Origin of the sequence: Blautia glucerasea (genome assembly GCF_013304385.1) — a bacterium.
Taxonomy (GTDB): Bacteria; Bacillota; Clostridia; order Lachnospirales; family Lachnospiraceae; genus Blautia_A; species Blautia_A ammoniilytica.
The window spans coordinates 1-18,990 of the sequence record NZ_JAAITU010000004.1 but is presented as its reverse complement, the minus strand read 5'-3'; the positions used below and the strand labels follow the sequence as shown (position 1 = coordinate 18,990).

Annotated in this window: 14 protein-coding genes and 1 pseudogene; 1 reads left to right on the top strand and 14 read right to left on the bottom strand. The window is 44.3% G+C overall.

What is annotated here, in order from left to right; translation table 11 throughout:
• The 14 genes and pseudogenes from G5B11_RS02670 to G5B11_RS02605 all read right to left on the bottom strand — a co-directional run bounded on the left by G5B11_RS02670 (nucleotide 1) and on the right by G5B11_RS02605 (nucleotide 17,558).
• Nucleotides 1–882 carry an amidohydrolase family protein gene (locus tag G5B11_RS02670; protein WP_173726796.1) on the bottom strand — a complete coding sequence of 294 codons (882 nt, stop codon included), beginning with the start codon at nucleotides 880–882 and terminating at the stop codon, nucleotides 1–3.
• An 11-nt stretch (nucleotides 883–893) separates the two neighbouring features.
• Nucleotides 894–2,048 carry an alanyl-tRNA editing protein gene (locus G5B11_RS02665; protein ID WP_173726795.1) on the bottom strand — a complete coding sequence of 385 codons (1,155 nt, stop codon included), beginning with the start codon at nucleotides 2,046–2,048 and terminating at the stop codon, nucleotides 894–896.
• A 30-nt stretch (nucleotides 2,049–2,078) separates the two neighbouring features.
• Nucleotides 2,079–3,068 carry a biotin--[acetyl-CoA-carboxylase] ligase gene (locus G5B11_RS02660; protein WP_330603029.1) on the bottom strand — a complete coding sequence of 330 codons (990 nt, stop codon included), beginning with the start codon at nucleotides 3,066–3,068 and terminating at the stop codon, nucleotides 2,079–2,081.
• Nucleotides 3,058–4,047, bottom strand: a complete 990-nt coding sequence (locus G5B11_RS02655; RefSeq protein WP_173726794.1) for a helix-turn-helix transcriptional regulator — start codon at nucleotides 4,045–4,047, stop codon at nucleotides 3,058–3,060. The genes G5B11_RS02660 and G5B11_RS02655 overlap by 11 nt, the downstream gene beginning before the upstream one ends.
• A gap of 11 nt (nucleotides 4,048–4,058) precedes the next feature.
• The gene (locus G5B11_RS02650; protein WP_158422759.1) at nucleotides 4,059–4,331 is read right to left on the bottom strand and encodes a hypothetical protein; all 273 of its coding nucleotides are present in this window, start codon (nucleotides 4,329–4,331) and stop codon (nucleotides 4,059–4,061) included.
• A gap of 347 nt (nucleotides 4,332–4,678) precedes the next feature.
• On the bottom strand, nucleotides 4,679–5,371 hold the full coding sequence (locus tag G5B11_RS02645; protein ID WP_173726793.1) for an LrgB family protein: 693 nt from the start codon (nucleotides 5,369–5,371) through the stop codon (nucleotides 4,679–4,681).
• On the bottom strand, nucleotides 5,368–5,733 hold the full coding sequence (locus tag G5B11_RS02640; protein ID WP_158422757.1) for a CidA/LrgA family protein: 366 nt from the start codon (nucleotides 5,731–5,733) through the stop codon (nucleotides 5,368–5,370). Before G5B11_RS02640 ends, G5B11_RS02645 begins: the two co-directional genes overlap by 4 nt.
• 61 nt (nucleotides 5,734–5,794) lie before the next feature.
• A complete protein-coding gene (locus G5B11_RS02635) occupies nucleotides 5,795–6,307 on the bottom strand; it encodes a hypothetical protein (protein ID WP_173726792.1) in 513 nt (170 codons plus the stop codon).
• Nucleotides 6,308–6,366: 59 nt separating this feature from the next.
• Complete coding sequence (locus G5B11_RS02630) at nucleotides 6,367–6,831, bottom strand: metallophosphoesterase family protein (protein ID WP_173726791.1); 465 nt, start codon at nucleotides 6,829–6,831, stop codon at nucleotides 6,367–6,369.
• 77 nt (nucleotides 6,832–6,908) lie between these two features.
• Nucleotides 6,909–8,123 (bottom strand): annotated as a pseudogene (locus G5B11_RS02625) (endonuclease Q family protein); the annotation flags it as partial.
• A 112-nt stretch (nucleotides 8,124–8,235) separates the two neighbouring features.
• Nucleotides 8,236–11,544 (bottom strand): fibronectin type III domain-containing protein, encoded by a 3,309-nt coding sequence (locus tag G5B11_RS02620; RefSeq protein WP_173726789.1) that lies wholly within the window; start codon nucleotides 11,542–11,544, stop codon nucleotides 8,236–8,238.
• Nucleotides 11,545–11,810: 266 nt separating this feature from the next.
• On the bottom strand, nucleotides 11,811–12,992 hold the full coding sequence (locus G5B11_RS02615) for a MalY/PatB family protein (protein ID WP_173726788.1): 1,182 nt from the start codon (nucleotides 12,990–12,992) through the stop codon (nucleotides 11,811–11,813).
• A complete protein-coding gene (locus G5B11_RS02610; protein ID WP_173726787.1) occupies nucleotides 12,973–14,151 on the bottom strand; it encodes a trans-sulfuration enzyme family protein in 1,179 nt (392 codons plus the stop codon). Before G5B11_RS02610 ends, G5B11_RS02615 begins: the two co-directional genes overlap by 20 nt.
• A 200-nt stretch (nucleotides 14,152–14,351) precedes the next feature.
• Nucleotides 14,352–17,558, bottom strand: a complete 3,207-nt coding sequence (locus G5B11_RS02605; RefSeq protein ID WP_173726786.1) for an Ig-like domain-containing protein — start codon at nucleotides 17,556–17,558, stop codon at nucleotides 14,352–14,354.
• A gap of 586 nt (nucleotides 17,559–18,144) precedes the next feature.
• Here G5B11_RS02605 and G5B11_RS02600 point away from each other — a divergent pair.
• Nucleotides 18,145–18,717 carry a TIGR00730 family Rossman fold protein gene (locus tag G5B11_RS02600; protein WP_173726785.1) on the top strand — a complete coding sequence of 191 codons (573 nt, stop codon included), beginning with the start codon at nucleotides 18,145–18,147 and terminating at the stop codon, nucleotides 18,715–18,717.
• Nucleotides 18,718–18,990: the final 273 nt, after the last annotated feature.

The following is an 18,990-nucleotide window of genomic DNA, read 5'->3' as shown; positions in this document are numbered from 1 at the left end:
TCAGGCGTCCCTTTTAAATCTCTCACGGATCTCTTTCTCTCCCTTTGTAAGCCAGTCATCTATCTCCGCTACCTTCGCCAAAGTTCCAAGGATATCCAGAAATGCATGGTATTCGTCCATAAGTCCCCATCCATGCGGAACCATATAAGCACCGCCATCACTTCCCAGTGCCACTTTCACGCCTGCCCGATAGGCCAGGCGCAGGTTCTCTTCTCCCTGTGCTGCAATCCTGGCAAGGATCTGGCTGTCATATCTGCCGCTGCCCATAAGATTGCGCACAGTAACAAGAGTAGGCACCCACACAGTATTGCTATCTGCCAGCATGGAAATCGTTTCTTCACTTATATAATTCCCATGCTCCACACTGTCTGCCCCGGCCTCAATGGCTGCTTGAACTCCGTAATCTCCATTTGTATGACTCATCACTGCAAATCCCTCTTCATGGGCGATATGAACCATTTCTTTTACTTCTTCTTTATCCAGCGGCTGGCAGGTAATCTTCCCATGATCGTTAAAATCCAGAATCCCGGTAGTCATAATCTTAATAAAGTCCGCTCCCAGAGCCTTGGCATCCATCACCTTCTGATGATATTCTCTTAATGTATCAAATCCGCAGCCCACAATCCCACCATAGTGGCCATTCCTATGAATAGCAAATACCGGTGTCCTATAATCAATCCCGTATTCTCCTGACAATTCCTTCGCCCTTTTGGATACCATCCCTGCATCTCCACCATCACGGACAAACAGAATCCCCAGTTCCTGATACAGCCGAAATCGGCTCTGTATAACTTTATCCTTTACCCCATCCGCATGCAGATCCACTGCCCTGCGGTAATTCAGGCCATCCATAATCAGATGTGCATGACATTCTCCAAACATCTGTCCTCTCCTTACAGTTCCCTGAAAAACTCACGGATCTGATCCTCTCCTGCCTGGACAGAGCCTTGTACAAAGAATGGCTTGCCGCCGCCTCTGCCATTCAGGGCATTATTCATATCCTTTGTCAACTGGCGCAGATCCCCGGCCTTTTCACCCATAGCATATTTACAGCTGCCATCTGCATTGGATGAAAAGACTGCACATCGGCCTCCACAGGTCTGCATCACTGCATCTGTCAGCTTTCTCAGACTATCAGCCTCCATATTCTGCTGGAACAGAAGTACATTGCCTTTACCTGCCCATTTATTTGCCTCTGCAGCAAACATCCCCTCTTCCAGAGACTGCACACGGCCTTTCAGAGAAAAATTCTCTTCCTGCAGCCGTTCTACTGCCTGCGCAGTCCGGTCACATTTGGCAGACAAACGCATGGAAATCTGATGATTCTGGTCATCCACCTTATTCAGATAATCCAGTACACGGTGGCCGCAGATCATCTCCATACGCACTCCTTCCCGAAACTTCTCTACAGAAAGCAGCTTCACCATGCCAATCTCTCCGGTATATGCCACATGTGTGCCACAGCATGCACAAGTATCCACACCAGGGAAGCGCACGATCCTTACCTGTCCGTTAAGCTCCTTCTTGCTTCTGTAATCCAGTGTTTCCAGTGCATCTTTGTCCGGATAGAAAATCTCAACTGCAGCATTCTCCCAGATTTTTTGATTTACCTGCTGTTCTATCTCACGAATCTGAGCCTCTGTAAGTATACCGTTAAAATCTACAGTAATCACATCACTGCCCATATGAAAGCCTACATTGTCATATCCATATGCCTGATGTACCAGACCGCTAACCATATGCTCTCCGGAATGCTGCTGCATCAGATCAAATCTGCGCTGCCAGTTGATCCTTCCTGTGACCTGCGTTCCTGGTTCCAATGGTGCATCTGTATAGTGAAGCAGTTCTCCATCCTTCTCATGGACTTCTGTCACCTTCACTGAATCAAGAACTCCCTGATCACTGGGCTGTCCGCCTCCCTCTGGGTAAAAAGCACTTCTGTCAAGCAGAATCGCATATCCTTTCCCTGCAGCCTGACACGCCAACACCTGTGCCTGAAATTCCCTGATATATACGTCTTCATAATATAGTCTCTGTGTCTCTGTCATCTACTGTATCCTCCACTTTTGTCTGGCTATCTATCCTTCCGGCAGGACTACTGATACTTCTCCGTAAGACAGCTTGCTCTCACTCCCGTCAGCCTCCTTCACTAGAAGTCTGCCATCCGGGCATATGGCCATCGCAGTAGCTTTCCGAAGATTTCCAGAATCCTGAATCTGTATTTCCCTTCCCAAAATAAAATTCTGCTGTATATACACCTGCGAAAGGGATAGCTCCTCGGTTTCCTTCAGCAGATGATTTACGATCTGTGCCATCAGCCTGTTCCTGTCTGCTCTGCCAGCCTCTTCCTCTGTATCATACAACGCTCCGGCAATATTTTCCAGTTCCTCTGGAATTTCTTCTCCGGGAAACAGATTCAGACCAATCCCCACAATAGCAGACTCAATATTCCCACTTTCAAAATCTGTCATTGCCTCTGTAAGTATACCGCAAACCTTTTTTCCGTCTTTGAACAGATCATTGACCCATTTAATTCCAAGAGATATGCCGCATACTTCAAGAACAGCCTTGTAAACAGCAACTGCTGCCGCAGTAGTGATCAAAAGGCTCTCCTGCAGAGACTCACCCGGATGAAGTACAACACTGAAATATAACCCAGCTTCCCTGGGTGAGCAAAAACTCCTGCCTCGTCTGCCTCTGCCCTCTGTCTGCTCCAGGGCAGCTACCAGCGAACCATGACCAGCATCTCCACTGACTGCTGCCAGCTTGGCTGCCTGATTAGTGGATGGGACGCTGTCGTACAATCGTACCATCACATCTGGATGATCCAGATAAAGCTTCAGCCCCTCTACAGACAGCCGGTTGCTGTCTGCTTCTAACATATATCCCTTATTAGGTCCAGCCTGGATCCTGTGTCCTTCTTCCCGCAGGGACTTAACGCCTTTCCAAATCGCTGCCCTTGTACAGTTCAGTTCTTGAGCCAGATGTTCACCAGACAAAACTTCCCCTTTATGCTGTTCTAAAATTTCTAATAATCGCGATTTTACTGTCATCCTGTTATCCTTCATAATGAGCCAGTGCCTTCTTCAGATAGTCTCTGTACTCACAACGTACATTCTCAGGGGATATGATCTCCACACCTGCCCCAAGACCTGCCAGCCAGCCAAAAAACTGCCCGCTTACATTCACACGAACCTTTATGGAAAAATGATTCTCATCTTTACCAATGATCATCGTGGACTGCCCGAAATGGTCAATCACCACCCCTACCAGACGATTCTCAAACTTCAGCCCCACTGCCTCTTCCCGGCCACCAAACATACCGAATGTACCTGCTGCAAATCTGGCCTCATCAAAGCTTTCAAAAAATTCTCTACCGTTGCGCGCTTCTGCCTCCAGCGATATCTTCAGCATCTTATCAACCCGATAATGCTTCACGATCCCGCTCTTCTCATCAAGTCCGATCAGATAATAATTCTCATCCTTCCAGATCATCTTCCAGGGACTGATCCTGTATCTTTCCCCATTACGCTTCAGGCTTAATTGCTTGGATAATGTCCACTCACAATACTGAAAACAGATCTGACGGTCACTGGATATCGCCTGATGGATCTGATCAATATTATGATAGATACTTTCATTCATGGACTTAACCCTGTTCTCTACCCAGACCTGTCTCTGCAGTTCCCTTGCCTGGTGTACACTGGCCAGACCTTCCAGCTTTCTGATCAGCTGTCTGGACTTCCCTGAAGTAATAAACTTGGAGGACTGCACCGCATCTACCAAAAGCTTAAGCTCTGCCAGTTCAAATTCTCTGTGTGCCAGATAAAAACCGGAAGGTTTCTCCCTTCGATTCACTATATCCAAGCCAAACACCCGCAGATTCTCTATATCGTCATAAACGGTCTTGCGCTCTGCACTGATCCCTGCATTGGCCAGATATGCCTGCAGATCCTTCATTGTCATCGGATGCTCTTTGTCTGTACGTTCTAAAAATGCCTGCATTAAATATAATATTTTGATCTTTTGATGAAATGACTTCGGCATCTACACATCTCCTACTTATCTGTGAGCATTGCCACAACTCCAGAATATAATACCATAAATGCAAATATCAGGGCAATAACATCTGCGCCCTTAAAATCAAAATTAAATACCATGGCCCCTGCGATCATAATCTCCGCAGTCAAAATAATACCGAGAAACATAGCCATATTCCTGGAAAGCTTCTCCCCCTTTCTGTGTGCACCGGACTTCCTGGTCATACCGGAAACTGTCCCCTGTGCAAATGCCATCTCCCGTCTGCCTGTACTTTTCTCTGATCCCCACATATACTCTCTCCCCTTATTTCGCTTAATTTTCGAACATATTTTCAGAACATATTTTCTATTTATTGAGAGTATATCACATATTCAGTACAATAAAACGGCATAAATTCTTCTTTTTCGAACATTTGTTTATTTTGTCAATATTCTACAATTTTATGTTCGAATATTTGTTCGTTTTTATGTATCACGATACCAGGGTAGGATTGTTGGAGTGCATAGCACGAAACAGTCCATAGGTATCATTGCCTTAGGCTTTTACCCACAACATCATATCAACTGTAATGCCTGCCACAAAAAAGATACGAAAAAGCTGCCAGAACCGTAGTCCTGACAGCCATAGATCGGTATCATCATAAAAACTGAACAAAAACAGAAGCTCCCACCACTGTAAGAAGCCCTGCCACTGCAATGGCCAGACTGCTCATAGCGCCTTCCACTTCTCCCATCTCCATCGCCTTTGCAGTACCAATGGCATGAGCAGAAGTACCAAGAGCCAGCCCTTTGGCGATAGGCTCATTGATCCTGGCGATCCGGCACACAGCTTCTGCGATCATGTTGCCCAGAACACCTGTAATAATGATCACTGCTACTGTAATGGTTACAATGCCCCCCAGTTCCTCAGATACACCCATTCCAATCGCTGTTGTAATGGACTTTGGAAGAAGCGTAACATACTCCTCATGAGAAAGCCCGAATAACCATGCCAAAGCAAGTACACTTACAAGGCTTGCCAGTACACCTGAAACAATCCCAAGAACCACAGCCTTGATATTCTTCTTCAGAAGATTCATCTGACGGTATAACGGCACTGCCAGACACACCGTTGCCGGGGTCAGAAGATAACTGATATATTTGCCTCCCTCATTGTAGGTATCATAATCAACACCAAGCAGGGAAAGCACACCCATCACACACAGAATCGCGATCAGCAGAGGATTAAATATGGCAAGTTTGAATTTTCTCTTCAGAAGCATGCCTGCTTCATATGCCACAAGGCTTAACACTGCACCTAAAAACACGGAGTTCTCTATAAAATTCGTCATTTGCTGTCATGTCCCTTTCTGTCTTTTTCAATTACAGTCTGTGTTACTCTTCCGGTTACTACCATCACGATCACTGTAGTGATCACTGTGATCATAACAACCGGCACCCAGATTGGCTGCAACACCCCCCAGGCATTCAATAATCCTACACCTGCCGGTACAAACATCACCGGCATGATCTCAATAAGAAAATCCGCCGTTTCCTCTACCTGCCCTACTTTTATAATACCAGTCATCAGCGCAGCCAGCATCAGTACCAGTCCATATACACTGGCAGGTACAGGCAAGGGAAGCAAGGCATGAAGCCCCTCCCCAAGAGCTGATAACAGTAAGATAATTCCAAATTGTCTTAAAAACTTCATTCTGTGCACACTTTCTTTCGTATATAATATAATTTTGTAATATTCAGAAATTCACAACAGCTTATTCTGTTACAACCTTTGTTGATGCCATAAGATCATCCACGATCTGCTGATATGGCTGGGCTTCCTCCAGAGTTGCCCGTCCCATCCTCTGCATTTTTGTAACTCCTGGATACTGAGCGGGTATAGATCTGGTCATCACCGAATCTCCATAAATCTTTACCATATCTCCATTTTCCAGTACATCTCCCTGGACCAGTTTTCCATTACGGTTATAGATCCCCTCAGATGGAATATCTGCCTTGAATACAGTCTTTGTAGTCATGTCCACAAATACCTGCTCCTTCAGTCCATCTCCTGCCTCTACACAGATCGCCCGGATTGCCTCCTGCTCCTGTCTGGCCTCATCTTCCTTATCTTTGGCGGCCTGCATAGATACCACCTTCCAGAAAGATCCGCACATAACTGCCATCACAGCCACCAGGATCACCATTCCAACAATAAATTTCACATCGGCTTTCTTTTTATTCACATCAGATTTCTTTTTATCCACATTGGATTCCTTTTTATCCACATCAACCCTCCTTATATCTGCCACAACTTTCTGCGTTTTTTTATTATACTCCGTCCCTTTTAAATTGCAACTGTGGGAATCACGATTTTTTCCACCTGATAGCTTCCATTTTCTACAATCATTACAGCCATGGTCACATCTCCTCCAAAACGGGAATGGCCGCAGCTTCCCGGATTCAGCCACAACCGGCCATCAATTATTTCCTGGAAATATTTATGGCTGTGTCCAAAAATAACCACCTGTCGGTCTTTCAGATCCCAGGCCACATCTTTTTTATTGTGCACCATAAAAAAGCGGACACCTTCAATCTCAAACCACAGACTTTGGGCAAGCGGACGCTGCCAGCTTCTATCATTATTTCCCTGAACTGCATACAAATCCCCCATTACCCGCAGTTGATCCAAAATTCCAGGATCTGTCACATCTCCTGCATGCAGAATATACCTGCAGTCTTTCAGATTCTCCACAACTTCCTGCCGCAACAGGCCATGAGTATCTGAGATAATACCAATTTTTACCGCCATTTCCCCTTATTTCCTCCTGGTTTTAAGACATAGCTTTACAGTTACGTATTCCTTATTTCTGCTCAGTTTCCGAATTCTATAGTCCCATACGCTCCATCATACCCAGGATGACAGATCACATTTCCCCTTCGGATACATCCAATACTTTCACTAAGCAATTCGCCGCCTGTTTTTTTAAGGTCTTCCAGCGGAACCTGCCGTAAAATGTCAAATTCTGATCCCAGACTTTTCAACAGTTCCTGGTATTTTGCCTGAACCCTTTTACTTGTTGGTGAAAATCCCATAACCTGACTGATCACTTCCGGCAAAGGCACCAGCTTCTCAAAGTGTCTGGCATTCTTTGGTACAAAGCCTTTTTTCCTATCCGCCAGTTCCTGTAGCCTGTGTTCTACGCCAATCGTCAGCTTTTTCCCACAAACCGGGCAAAGCCCATGGTATTGCTCTGTTTCCTCAGGGCTTAAGCAGATCCCACATTTTCGGTGTCCATCGTAATGGTACTTTCCTTCTTCAGGAAAAAATTCCAACGTTCCGTCAAGCCCCTGCCCCTTCTGGATTGCCTGATACAGCCCCTTATAGGATCTGTCTATATCCAGAAGATTTGCCTCCCGCCCCAGCTTTCCCGGAGAATGAGCATCCGAATTGGAAATCAGCTGATAAGCATCCAGTGAGGATAACTGCCAATTCATAGCCGGATCTGAAGATAACCCCGTTTCCACAGCATGCACATAAGATGTCAGATCGCCAAAACATTCTTCCATACTTTGAAATCTGGTAAATGCGCCAAATACTGAATAATGCGGTGTCCATATATGTGCAGGTACCAGCATTCCCTCCGGACAGGTATCCAGCATAAGCTCAAGAAGATCATGGCTGTCAAGGCCCAGGATAGGTCTTCCGTCTGAATGGATATTTCCGATCTTTTCAAGTCTGCTTGACAGCTGATCTGCAGCTTCCAGCCCTGGAAGTATAAGTACATTATGAACTCTTCTTGACTTCCCATACTTTTTATAAACAGAACTGATCTCCCCGGTGATCACAAACCTGGGTGCTTCTCCCGGATACTTTTTGGCCTCCAAAGCCACATACTCCTCTTTCAAACGGTACAATCCATCCTCTGCAGGAATCAGTTTTTCCAAAAGTTCCCCTCTCCATGCAGGATGGGTAAAATCTCCTGTTCCAATAAGACTGATCCCCTTTTTTCTTGCCCAAAGATCCAGATTTTCCGGATTTCCGTCTTTACTGGTTGCCATAGAATACCTGGAATGGATATGCAGATCTGTGATCATCTTCATCTTGCTTTCTCCTCTTCAAAAAACCGCCGCAGGCACATACCTGCGACGGTTCTTCATCATTTCTGATACATCTGTGAATGCCCTGGCAGATCGCTTCTGCCTTGTGCATCTATTATTTTGCTTTTACTGCTTTTGCTGCTGAATAAGCTGCATATACATCTACACCAGCCTCGTTTGCCTTATACGCACGTACTTTGTAGTAGTATTTCTTTCCAGCCTTTACAGTCTTGTCTGTAAGCTTCACAGTAGAGCCTTTTGTGATAGTAGCCAGCTTGGTATATCCGCTGCCCTTCTTTGTGGAACGGTATACTTCATATCCAGCTGCTCCTGCAACTTTCTTCCATTTCAGGGTAACTTTGCCCTTTGTTGCTTTGCCGGAAGTGATCTTTGTCTTTGCAACTGTTACATTTGTTACAGTTGCTGCTGCAGCTGCACTGTTTCCGCTTTCGATAGTCTTACCGCTGTCTTTAACCGCATAAGCAGTACCATTCTTAACAGCAACTACATAATAGTAGTACTTAACGCCTGCCTTCGGTCCTTCATACCATGTCTGCTCAATGCCGTTGCCATTCACATATGATACTTTTCTGTCAGTGGTGGTGGTAGCTGTCAGATCCTCATCAGAAACCTTATAACCATATTTGGAATTAGCATCAACAACCCAATTGTCCAGCCTATTGGCATATCCATATGAATATGAATATGTCTTGGTATCCTTGTTATATGTGGATGCAGCTCTTGTAGTTCTGTATACTTCATAGTAATCAGCGCCTGCTACCGGATTCCATTTAACAGTAATGCTTCCGTCTGCTTTATTTACAGTCGCCTTTACGCCTGTAGGTGCTGCCAGATATGGATCTACCTCAAAGCTGTAGTCCTCAGTGTAGGTCTTCGGGTTACCGTTCTTATATGCACGGATCCTGTAAGTATCTGTCTGTCCATTTGCTGCCGGGAAGGTAAAAGAAGAAGTTGCTGCCCTTGTAATAGTCTTATATGCTTCCCATACGCCTGTATCCCGGTTTTTCTTCTCAATCAGATAGCCATTACCAGCATAAACCGGATTCCAGGTAAGTTTTAATGTACCATTTGCATTCTGCTTGCTGGAAACAATCCATAATGCAAAATCTAATGTACAGCTATCTTCGTCTTCAATATAGTATTTCTTTCCATTTACAACTTTGTATGCACGTACTTTAAATCTGTAATCCTGTCCTGCAGCAAGACGTTTCACAGTGTAGGTCTTTGCGGATGCTTTCTTGATGTCTTTTACAAGTGTCCACTTTTCATAGGTATTGGTTCTTCCCTGGTCTGCGCTGTAGCTCTTTCCATAGGAATCTGTTACAGTACGGAATACCTCGTATCCCTGTGCGCCTTTCAGCTTATTCCAGGTAAGCTTTACAGATGTCTTACCTTTTGCAACTGCTCTCACATTCAGATTGCCGCCCCAGGTAAGAGTTGTATACGTCTTCCATGCACCATAAGAAGTCTTGCCTGTCTTCTCGCTTACATAGTAAGCACGTACACGGTAAGTATAAGCAGTATTAGGTTTCAGCTTCTTATCTGTGTAAATACCATTTGTAGTCTTTCCAAGATTCTGGTATTTCTTGCCAACCTTCTTCTGGAACTGATATCCTGTTGCGTAAGAAGGATCCTCTGCAGTTGCAGTAAGAGTAATGCTTGTAGAAGCAACCTCTGCAGTTACGTTTACATCAGAAACCTTTGGAGATACGGTTACAGTATTGGAAAATGCTCCATACCATGTCTCATCTGCCTTATTGGAATCTTCAAGGCTGCTGTCTTCACTGTATGGTCTGATACATACATAGTAAGTATAGCCTGGCTCAAAATAACTGTTATAGAGAGTAAACTGTTCCTCGCCATCGGAATTTGTTCTCAGCTTGGTCAGTGAAGGATTATTTGAAAATCCAGGATCCTTGGAGATCCACAACTGGATACCGCTGTTTGGAAGCTTAATATTTCCAGTATATTTGAAAACATATCCGTCTTCTGTCTTTTCAGCAAGAACCAGATTGGATGCGGTAGGCTCTTTTGCTTTGACAATCGTAACGATATTGGACGGTGTACCATACTCTATACCCTTTGCGCCATACTTATAAGTAATGGCTCTTACATAATATGTCGCACCTGTTTCCATAGAATATTTTGATACATAAGTACCCTTAGCGCTGCTCTGTACATCCGTTACAAAGTTTGGATCCTTGGACCACTGAAGTTCCCATTTATCATCTTCTTCAAGCACCGGATCAAAACGGAAACTGTAGGAATCTCGTCCTTCGTTGTACATGGTCAGGCCTGTAATTGTTTTAAGTGGATCTGCCTGTTTTGCAGTATAGGTGAATGCAATTACATTAGACCAAACGTCCTTGCCCTGTGCATCTGTGAGGGAATTACCATTTACACGGTTGATCACACGGAGATAATAGGTCTTTCCGCTTTCAAGATCACTCTTGGAAATAGCCAATGTAGTCTTGGATGCATCTGCATATGCATCCTCCCATTCCCATTCATACAGATTTGCATAATCTGGATCGGATGTGTACTGTCCATGAACAGATCCTGCTGTAACAGCACCATCATATGCAAAATACAGATTATCATCATCCTCAGATGCATATCTTAAATTGGTAAGCTGTACAGGAGCATATGTTGCAGGAACTGCGTAAACTACCGGATCAGACCACTCACCAACAGTCTCTACAGCCTCTGCATTTGGAGTTGCAGGATCCTGATAACGGTTCACTGCACGTACACGGATATTATAAGTCTGTCCAGCTGAAAGAGATTTAAGAAGTACCTTCTTCTCTGCATCTGCATATATACTCTCGTAATCAGAGCCATCTGCTGCAATCTTATATGCATACTGTCCTGCCAGATTAGTCACGTCATATGATGGCATTGCACTGGCCCAATCCTTAGAAGCATATCTAAACACATATTTGCCAGTCTTGCTGTCCGTGGAAACATATCCATACTCATTCCCGGCTGCATCTGTTACAGCAAATTCATATTTGTATGCACCCTCTACTGTATTCCAGCGAAGCACCGGAGAAGACACATAATCCTTATCTGTGTCAATATAAAGACCGGTTACCTTAGCAGGTGTGCCAGGAGTACCAACCTGTACATCTGCAGTATCTACGGTTGCCTCCTCGGATACATGATCAGAGAAAACATCCTCTGTTTCTGCCGCATCGCTGCTGAACTCTGTTGCTTCTTCTACTGCCGGCTCTTCCTCTACATCCACCGGTGCCTCTGTCTCTTCTGGCTCAACTGCTTCTACTGCCACATCGCTGTCTGTAAAATCAGCAGCAAAAAGTGTGCTTGGAACAGATGTCATAGTCATTGCTGCTGCAATGGCAATTGCCAGTGATCTGTTAAGAGTTTTAAGATCTTTCTTCATTGCTTTCCCTCCTAGAAAAGAATTCTGCATAGGTATCATCTTGCATACAAATCTGCGGACATACAATTATTATATGATCCACATTTCTTTCATATGTCTACAAAATGATCCTCCTGCATTTAGTGTAAGAATACCATTTTATCCCAGCTATTTCAAGTATTTTCATGCATTTCAACCTATTTATACAAAGATTCACTGTGTACATTTGTAAATTTTGGGTAAATATCTAACATTTCTTTTAATACAGTGAATAACCCAAAACCTTCTTAATCTATGAAGGCCCGGCGGATCCGTTCCAGTGCCTCTGTCAGAGTCGCCCTGGGACAGGCTACATTCACTCTCTGAAATCCACGCCCCAGATCGCCGAAGATCGTCCCGCTGTCCAGCCACAGACCGGCTTTGTAGATGATCCGATGCTCCAATTCCTCCACAGATAGTCCTGTTTCCCTGAAGTCCAGCCATACCAGATAGGTTCCTTCATGGTCTGTCATCTTCACGCCTGGCAGCTTTTCTTCCACATATTTTCTGGTAAATTCAATATTTTCTTTCACATATGCATGCATGGCTTCATACCACTGACTGCCCTTTGTGTATGCAGTTTCACAGGCCACCAGCCCAAGGATACCCAGCTGGCTCATGCCAGCTGCGTCCATCTGCTTCCGAAACCTGCGGCGCAAACCTGGATTGGGAATAAAAATATTGGAAATAAGCATACTTGCCAGATTAAAGGTTTTGCTTGGCGCTGTACAAGTAACCGTAATATCCTCATATTTCTTTTTCAGCCCTGCAAAAACCTGATGTTTTCCCTTGAACACAAAGTCCTGGTGGATCTCATCGCTGACTACCGTCACTCCGTATTTCACACAAAGATCTCCCACACGGATCAGTTCGTCTTTCGTCCATACCCTGCCTACCGGGTTATGGGGATTACACAAAAAGAAAAGCTTTATCCTTTCATCTGCGATCTTTTTCTCAAAATCCTGAAAATCCATATGATAGCGGTTATCTTCTCCAAGGTGCAGATCATTGCTGACTACCTTTCTGTTATTATCCGTGATCACTTCAGAAAACGGATAATAAACCGGAGACTGGATCAGTACACTGTCCCCTGGCTCTGTATAAGCTTTTACAGCCATGGCAAGAGCAAACACCACGCCTGGCGTCTTTACAAGCCACTCTTCCCTGGTATCCCATCCATGACGTTCCCGGATCCAGTTATGTACTGCTTCAAAATAAGGTGTTTTCACTTCACTGTATCCAAAGATTCCCTCTTTTGCACGTTCTACAAGTGCATCCTCTATATAGGAAGATGTTTCAAAATCCATATCTGCCACCCACAGCGGCAGCACATCTGCCGGCATACCCCTTTTTTCTGCAAAGTCATATTTTAGACAATTGGTGTTTTTTCTGTTAATGATCCTGTCAAAATCAAGATTTCTCTCTGGCATAAAGTTCTCCTTCTGTCTCTTTGAATACTTTTTCCAGTTCAGCGATCAGGTCTTTGATATTTTCAATACCAACGGATAAACGCAGGGTCGCTTCTGTGATCCCGTTCTTTTCCCTGATCTCTTTTGGAACATCTGCATGGGTCTGTGTAGTTGGATAAGTGATCAGTGTTTCCACTCCTCCAAGACTTTCTGCAAATTTAATCATACGGACATTTTCCAGAATTGCAAGAGCAAATTCTTTACTTTCCAGCTGGAAAGTAAGCATTGTGCCAAAGCCTCTGGCCTGCTTTTTCATAAGCTCATATCCAGGGTGCTCAGGAAGTCCCGGATAGATCACTTTGGTCACTGCTTTCTGTTTTTTCAGCCAATGTGCAATGGCAATGGCATTTTCCTGGGCACGATCCATACGCACACCCAATGTCTTGATACCCCGAAGGAGCAGCCAGCTGTCCAGTGGAGCCAGCCCAGCGCCGGTTGTTTTGATCAGAAAACGAAATTTCTCACTAATGTCTTCCCTGTTTGTTATCAGAAATCCGGCAAGTGTATCGTTATGTCCGCCCAGATATTTGGTGCCGCTGTGTACCACGATGTCTGCCCCAAGATCCAGCGGATTCTGGAAATAAGGAGATAAGAAGGTATTGTCTACAATAAGCAGCAAATCATGCTTTCTGGCAATCTTAGAAAGTTCCTGAATGTCTGTTACATTCATCATGGGATTGGTAGGTGTTTCAATATAGATGGCTTTTGTGTTTTCCTGAATATAATCTTCCACATTCACCTTATGACAGTCCACCCTTGAAAAAGAAATTCCGTTCTTGGAAGATACATGGTCAAAAAGCCGGATGCTTCCCCCATACAGATCTGCATCTGCAATCAGGTGATCCCCTGGCTTAAAAATCTCCATCAACAGGGAGATTGCTGCCATTCCTGAAGATAAGGCCAGTGCATCAATGCCGTTCTCCAGGGATGCCACCACCTTTTCCAGATGCTCTCTTGTTGGATTCTGTAATCTGCTGTAATCAAAACCTGTACTTCTGCCCACTCCTTCATGTGCATAGGTTGCTGTCTGGTAAATCGGATAGCTGATGGATCCATAATTGTTACAACAGCCTTCCTCTTCTTCTAAGTGAAGGCACTTTGTTTCTATTTCTCTCGCCATTTTAATCCCTCTTATTCCTATCAATTTTATATTATTTATAAGCTGATATAATGATAGCAAAGGAAAAATGGTTTGTATAATTCATTTTACCTGTTATTACTTATAGTTTTTTCCTTATCCCTTTTGGTATTGTAAAGCTTTCATCAACCAAAAACACCTGGCGGAAAACCGAAGTTCTCTGCCAGGTGCCTCTGCTGAGCCTACTTTACAGTTACCTTCACACTCTTGCGAAGTCCATTCTGGGCATAACAGTAAATCGTACACTTGCCTTTTCCCTGGGCAGTGATCACTCCCTTACTGTTCACTGTTGCCACTTTCTTATTACTGCTCATATAACGCAGTACAGCCACATGTTTTACGATTTTTCCATCTGAATTCACTACACTGGCCTTAACGGATGCCTTCCTGCCCTTTTTCAGGGTAATGCTTTCTTTCTTAACATTAACAGCCGTTACTTTGCTGAACTTGCCACCGGTTGTTGGAATATGCATAGCCGGTGTTTTGGAAAGAATGGTCTGTTTGCCATTTACCGTCTTGTATGCAGCCACATAATACTTGTAATAGGTATTTGCCTTAAGGCCTTTGTGAGTCCATTTGGTGGTGCTTCCTTTTACTGTTTTCAGAAGTTTGTAATCTTTGCCGCATTTGCTTCCGTAAATCTTATATCCGGAAGCGCCCTTGATCTTATTCCATTTTATAGTTATAGATGTCTTCTTACTTGTAAGACTGGAGAGATGAACCGGAGCCTGTGCCGGTACAGGAGTCGGTGTTGGAGGTGCCACTGCAGGCGTAGGTGTTGGAGCCGGAAGTGCTGCGATCACCTCTGTTTCCTTATATCCGCAAACCGTACATGTGCGTTCCTTTTCTCCCGTAACTGATACAGCAGCTTCCTTTACAACCTTCCATTCACCGAAGGTATGGCCTTTGGACTCTGTCGTCTCACCATCCAGATTGCAGATCTGCCAATGTGCCTTATCATCAAATTTCCATGTATATTCGTGGTCCTTTTGGGAAATAGTGAGCACCGCATCCTTCGTTGCAGTAAAAGTGCCGCTCGTGACTGTAACCACTACTTTGTACTCGCCTGGCTCTGATACCTTACACTCTGCCTCTGTCAGCCCATCAAGTAAAGTACCATCCTTGTACCACTGATAAGTTAATTTTGCTGTGCTTATTTCATGAGATGCCCGGGCAGTCAGTGTTACAGGTAAGGTAAAGCAGCTGTTCTCCCTGTCTGCTGTTAATGTTACAGACGGAGCATTCAACGACCAATTTTCGTACAGCCTGATCCTTTCGGTGATCTCCATATCCGGCGTCCAGTCATGATCGTCAACATCTACCCATCCTTTGAACGTATATCCTGGAAGCTCTGTCTGAGCTGGGATTTCTGACGGATCCACTTTATTTCCTGGTACGATATATAGATTTTTATTTCTTTGATAATACCTGTCACCCTGTTTTTCTATCCAGTAGAAAGTAACCTTTACTCTTTCTACCCATGTCAAGGTCTGCCCGTCCAGCTTTAATTCGGAGCCAAATCCTTTGTCAACGGTAAAAAGGGATGCATCCGGTGTTAATCCATCCTTCCATTTCACTGCCACCACACCAGGCTCACAATAACCGCCTTTCATCTCTACAGGATTAACTGGTGTAAAGGCATCATCAACCACTACCCTGGGACTGCATACTGGATCAGAATAATCCATCAGCATCACATATCCTTTGATCTCCGGTGAACCGCTAAGATGCAGGGTTGGGAATTTCACATTCTCATCAAATTCAGAATAGCAGACCAGATCCAGGGTAATTGCATTTTCATCCGCATTTTCGCCTTCTCCTGACATATTGCCGCTGATCTTGCCGCCACTGATCTCCAGATCCATATTCAGATGAGGGATCACCTGTCCGCTGCCATCATAATAATCATTCGGATACCACAGACTGGCGCAGATGCCTGCTCCCATACGGGCTGCCGCATTCCCTGTGATCTCGCCGCCAGTCATCTTCAATGCATCTATCACTTCTGTACTCTGCGTAAAAATGCCACCGCCTGTATATGTCTGGTTATTGCAAATCCGTGCGGCAGTCAGCTCAATGCTGTCATTAAAGGCATAAACACCGCCGCCCATGCCGCCGGCAGAACTCATCACTTCTCCATCTTCATCATATTCAATTTGTGGTTCAGCCTTATTTCCCTGTATGGTACCCTTGCCCAGCAGGGCTCTCCCATCGCCTAAATAAACACCGCCACCCTGGCCATAACAATAATTAAGAGTATCTGCAGTTGCAGTATTATTTTCGATCACGCAGGGCTGTCCATCCGGTTCTGTACGATTCATCTTAAGGTCTGACGCCCATAGAAAAACACCACCGCCGTCACCGGCTTGATTATCCGCAATACGGCCGCCGGAAAGCGTCACGGTGGAGCCGTTTTCCCCATAGAGGCCTCCGCCATACTTTGCTTTGTTATCGGAGATCTGTCCGCCACTCATGAAAAAACGAGCCTTATATAAATAAATGCCGCCACCGTAATCTGCTGTATTCCCGGTAATCGATCCGCCGCTCATCTCCGCTGTCCCATACCATACTGTAACCAATGCGGTCTGTTCATCATAATTCGTCCTGTCGGCTCCCTGGATCGATCCACCGTTTATCCTCAAAGTAGCATACGTATCATACGCACCAGATTCTTTATTTGTGTAAATCGCATGCTTGACCTTCGCGTCACATACCAGCGTAGTGCCTGTACCTATGGTCAGTACACCTTCACCTGTTTTTTCCAGCAGAGTCTTGCCAATCCAGGAATCCCCGGATTCTTTGATATTGTTGATATGCACTTCATCAAGTGCCAGGTTGGTACCCATTTTGACCTGTATCATTGGTTTAGACGCATCATTTGCCAAAGCATCTGCCGGACGAATCGTTACTTTCGACCAACGATGATCCTTTTTGTCATTCAGCGTAAGACTGCTTTTCAGATAAATTGTTCCATTCTCCTCAATCAGGGATAAAGCCTGATCCATCGTCTTAACTGCCAGATTACTGGCTTCTCCGCTGTTGGTATCTGAACCGCTGGCAGGATCCAGATATACCTTGCTCAGACTTCCATACTGAAGATCCGTTGTCGCTTCTCCGGAAGAGAATTCCTCTATAACAGTTCCATCGCCAAACAGAACATCGGTCTCTTCATTCCCCTCCTGGATCTGCTGAAACAGCTGTTCTTCATCCTCGCCAACCTCTTGGAAGATGTCTTCTGTCTCAGGCTCTGCCGGCACATCTGTGACGGTCTCTTCATCCGCAGCCACTTCGCAGACTTCCTCTGCAGCCACAGAAAAACCACCCATGGTCGTTATCACAGCTGTACAAACCGCCAAAGCAATCATTTTTTGAAGTCGTTTTCTCTTCATACTTTCACCTCTTTCTTTTTCTTCCTATTCCTTTTCAGTTTCCTTTTTCCGGTTTTCAGTTGCCAGGTTCCCTGGTTCCTGGTTCCTGGTTCCTGGTTTCAGATGCATCAGTATATATATTTCCATCCTCCGAGAAATATTACTGCTACTCTCTGCATGTATATTTATTATATCTAAATCTCATCCGATTTTCAATCATTTTATGTACTTTATCGCTCTGTTTCTGTATTTATATTCATTATAAAATCATTTTTATACACAATAAGCACTTTTATTGTATAATGCTTGATTTTCATGTATTGTTTATATAGTTAGAACTATACTTAATATTCATTTCATTTGTGCAATATTTCTGCAATACCTCAAAATCTGTGAACCATTGACAATGCCTCAGCTTCTTTGCATAATATGATTACAGTGGCAAGTGCAAAGTACGGAACAATCCATATAAGCATGATTTTTTATATTACCAGAGCATTTGTCCTCAAACCATTCAAAATAGCATTGGCGACAATCGCAGATAGTATTGATGAAAATCGCAAATCATATTAACGGAAATCGCAAATCGTATTGGAGGAAATCTCAGATGAATATTACTGTCTATCTTGGTGCAAATAAAGGAAATAACCCACGGCTGCAAAGCGCAGTCCAGGAATTAGGACAATGGATCGGCACCAGCGGAAATGCGCTGGTCTACGGCGGTTCCAAATCCGGGTTGATGGGTGCAATTGCCGACAGTGTGTTGAATGCAGGCGGTGAAGTAACAGGTGTTGAACCACAGTTCTTTATTGACAGCGAGATCCAGCACGATGGATTGACCAAACTGATCGTGACTAAAGATATGACAGAGCGTAAGACTAAAATGATCCAGCTGGGAGACGCCTTTATTGCGTTCCCCGGAGGAACAGGAACACTGGAAGAAATCTCCGAAGTCATGTCAAAGGTATCTTTAAAACATCTGAACGCCCCATGCATTCTCTATAATCTGGACGGTTATTATAATGGTTTAAAAATGCTTCTGGACCATATGATTGAAAATGGGCTTTCTTCCAGAGAACGGCAGGAAGGGATTTATTTTGCTGAAAGCCTTGAGGACATTAAGCGGATTTTAGAATCAGACCGTGAAAAAGAGAACACGGAAACCATTTATCAATCCTGAAAAGCTGATTTTTCAAGCTATATAACTACCGGATGTTATGGCATTGATCGATGATGTATCTGCAAGGTCGAAAATTCAGCGAATGAAGATGCGTTTTGACAACAGAAAACATCCTCAAGTATAAGAAGAAGCAAGCTGATGATGTATTTTTGTGTAGAGAAGTATCTTCATCCTAAAAAACAAGCAAGTTGCAGATGAAATTGAGCATGATTGGCAATGTGACATACTCCCACCACTTAAATCTCTAATTTTGAAGTGGGGGCTTCTTGCTCA

Coding starts and splice junctions, on each gene's coding strand:
- G5B11_RS02600 (WP_173726785.1), top strand. CDS start 18,145: ATGAATATTACTGTCTATCTTGGTGCAAATAAAGGAAATAACCCACGG.
- G5B11_RS02650 (WP_158422759.1), bottom strand. CDS start 4,331: ATGTGGGGATCAGAGAAAAGTACAGGCAGACGGGAGATGGCATTTGCA.
- G5B11_RS02615 (WP_173726788.1), bottom strand. CDS start 12,992: ATGCCAGAGAGAAATCTTGATTTTGACAGGATCATTAACAGAAAAAAC.
- G5B11_RS02605 (WP_173726786.1), bottom strand. CDS start 17,558: ATGAAGAGAAAACGACTTCAAAAAATGATTGCTTTGGCGGTTTGTACA.
- G5B11_RS02645 (WP_173726793.1), bottom strand. CDS start 5,371: ATGACGAATTTTATAGAGAACTCCGTGTTTTTAGGTGCAGTGTTAAGC.
- G5B11_RS02670 (WP_173726796.1), bottom strand. CDS start 882: ATGTTTGGAGAATGTCATGCACATCTGATTATGGATGGCCTGAATTAC.
- G5B11_RS02610 (WP_173726787.1), bottom strand. CDS start 14,151: ATGGCGAGAGAAATAGAAACAAAGTGCCTTCACTTAGAAGAAGAGGAA.
- G5B11_RS02640 (WP_158422757.1), bottom strand. CDS start 5,733: ATGAAGTTTTTAAGACAATTTGGAATTATCTTACTGTTATCAGCTCTT.
- G5B11_RS02620 (WP_173726789.1), bottom strand. CDS start 11,544: ATGAAGAAAGATCTTAAAACTCTTAACAGATCACTGGCAATTGCCATT.
- G5B11_RS02665 (WP_173726795.1), bottom strand. CDS start 2,048: ATGACAGAGACACAGAGACTATATTATGAAGACGTATATATCAGGGAA.
- G5B11_RS02660 (WP_330603029.1), bottom strand. CDS start 3,068: ATGAAGGATAACAGGATGACAGTAAAATCGCGATTATTAGAAATTTTA.
- G5B11_RS02630 (WP_173726791.1), bottom strand. CDS start 6,831: ATGGCGGTAAAAATTGGTATTATCTCAGATACTCATGGCCTGTTGCGG.
- G5B11_RS02655 (WP_173726794.1), bottom strand. CDS start 4,047: ATGCCGAAGTCATTTCATCAAAAGATCAAAATATTATATTTAATGCAG.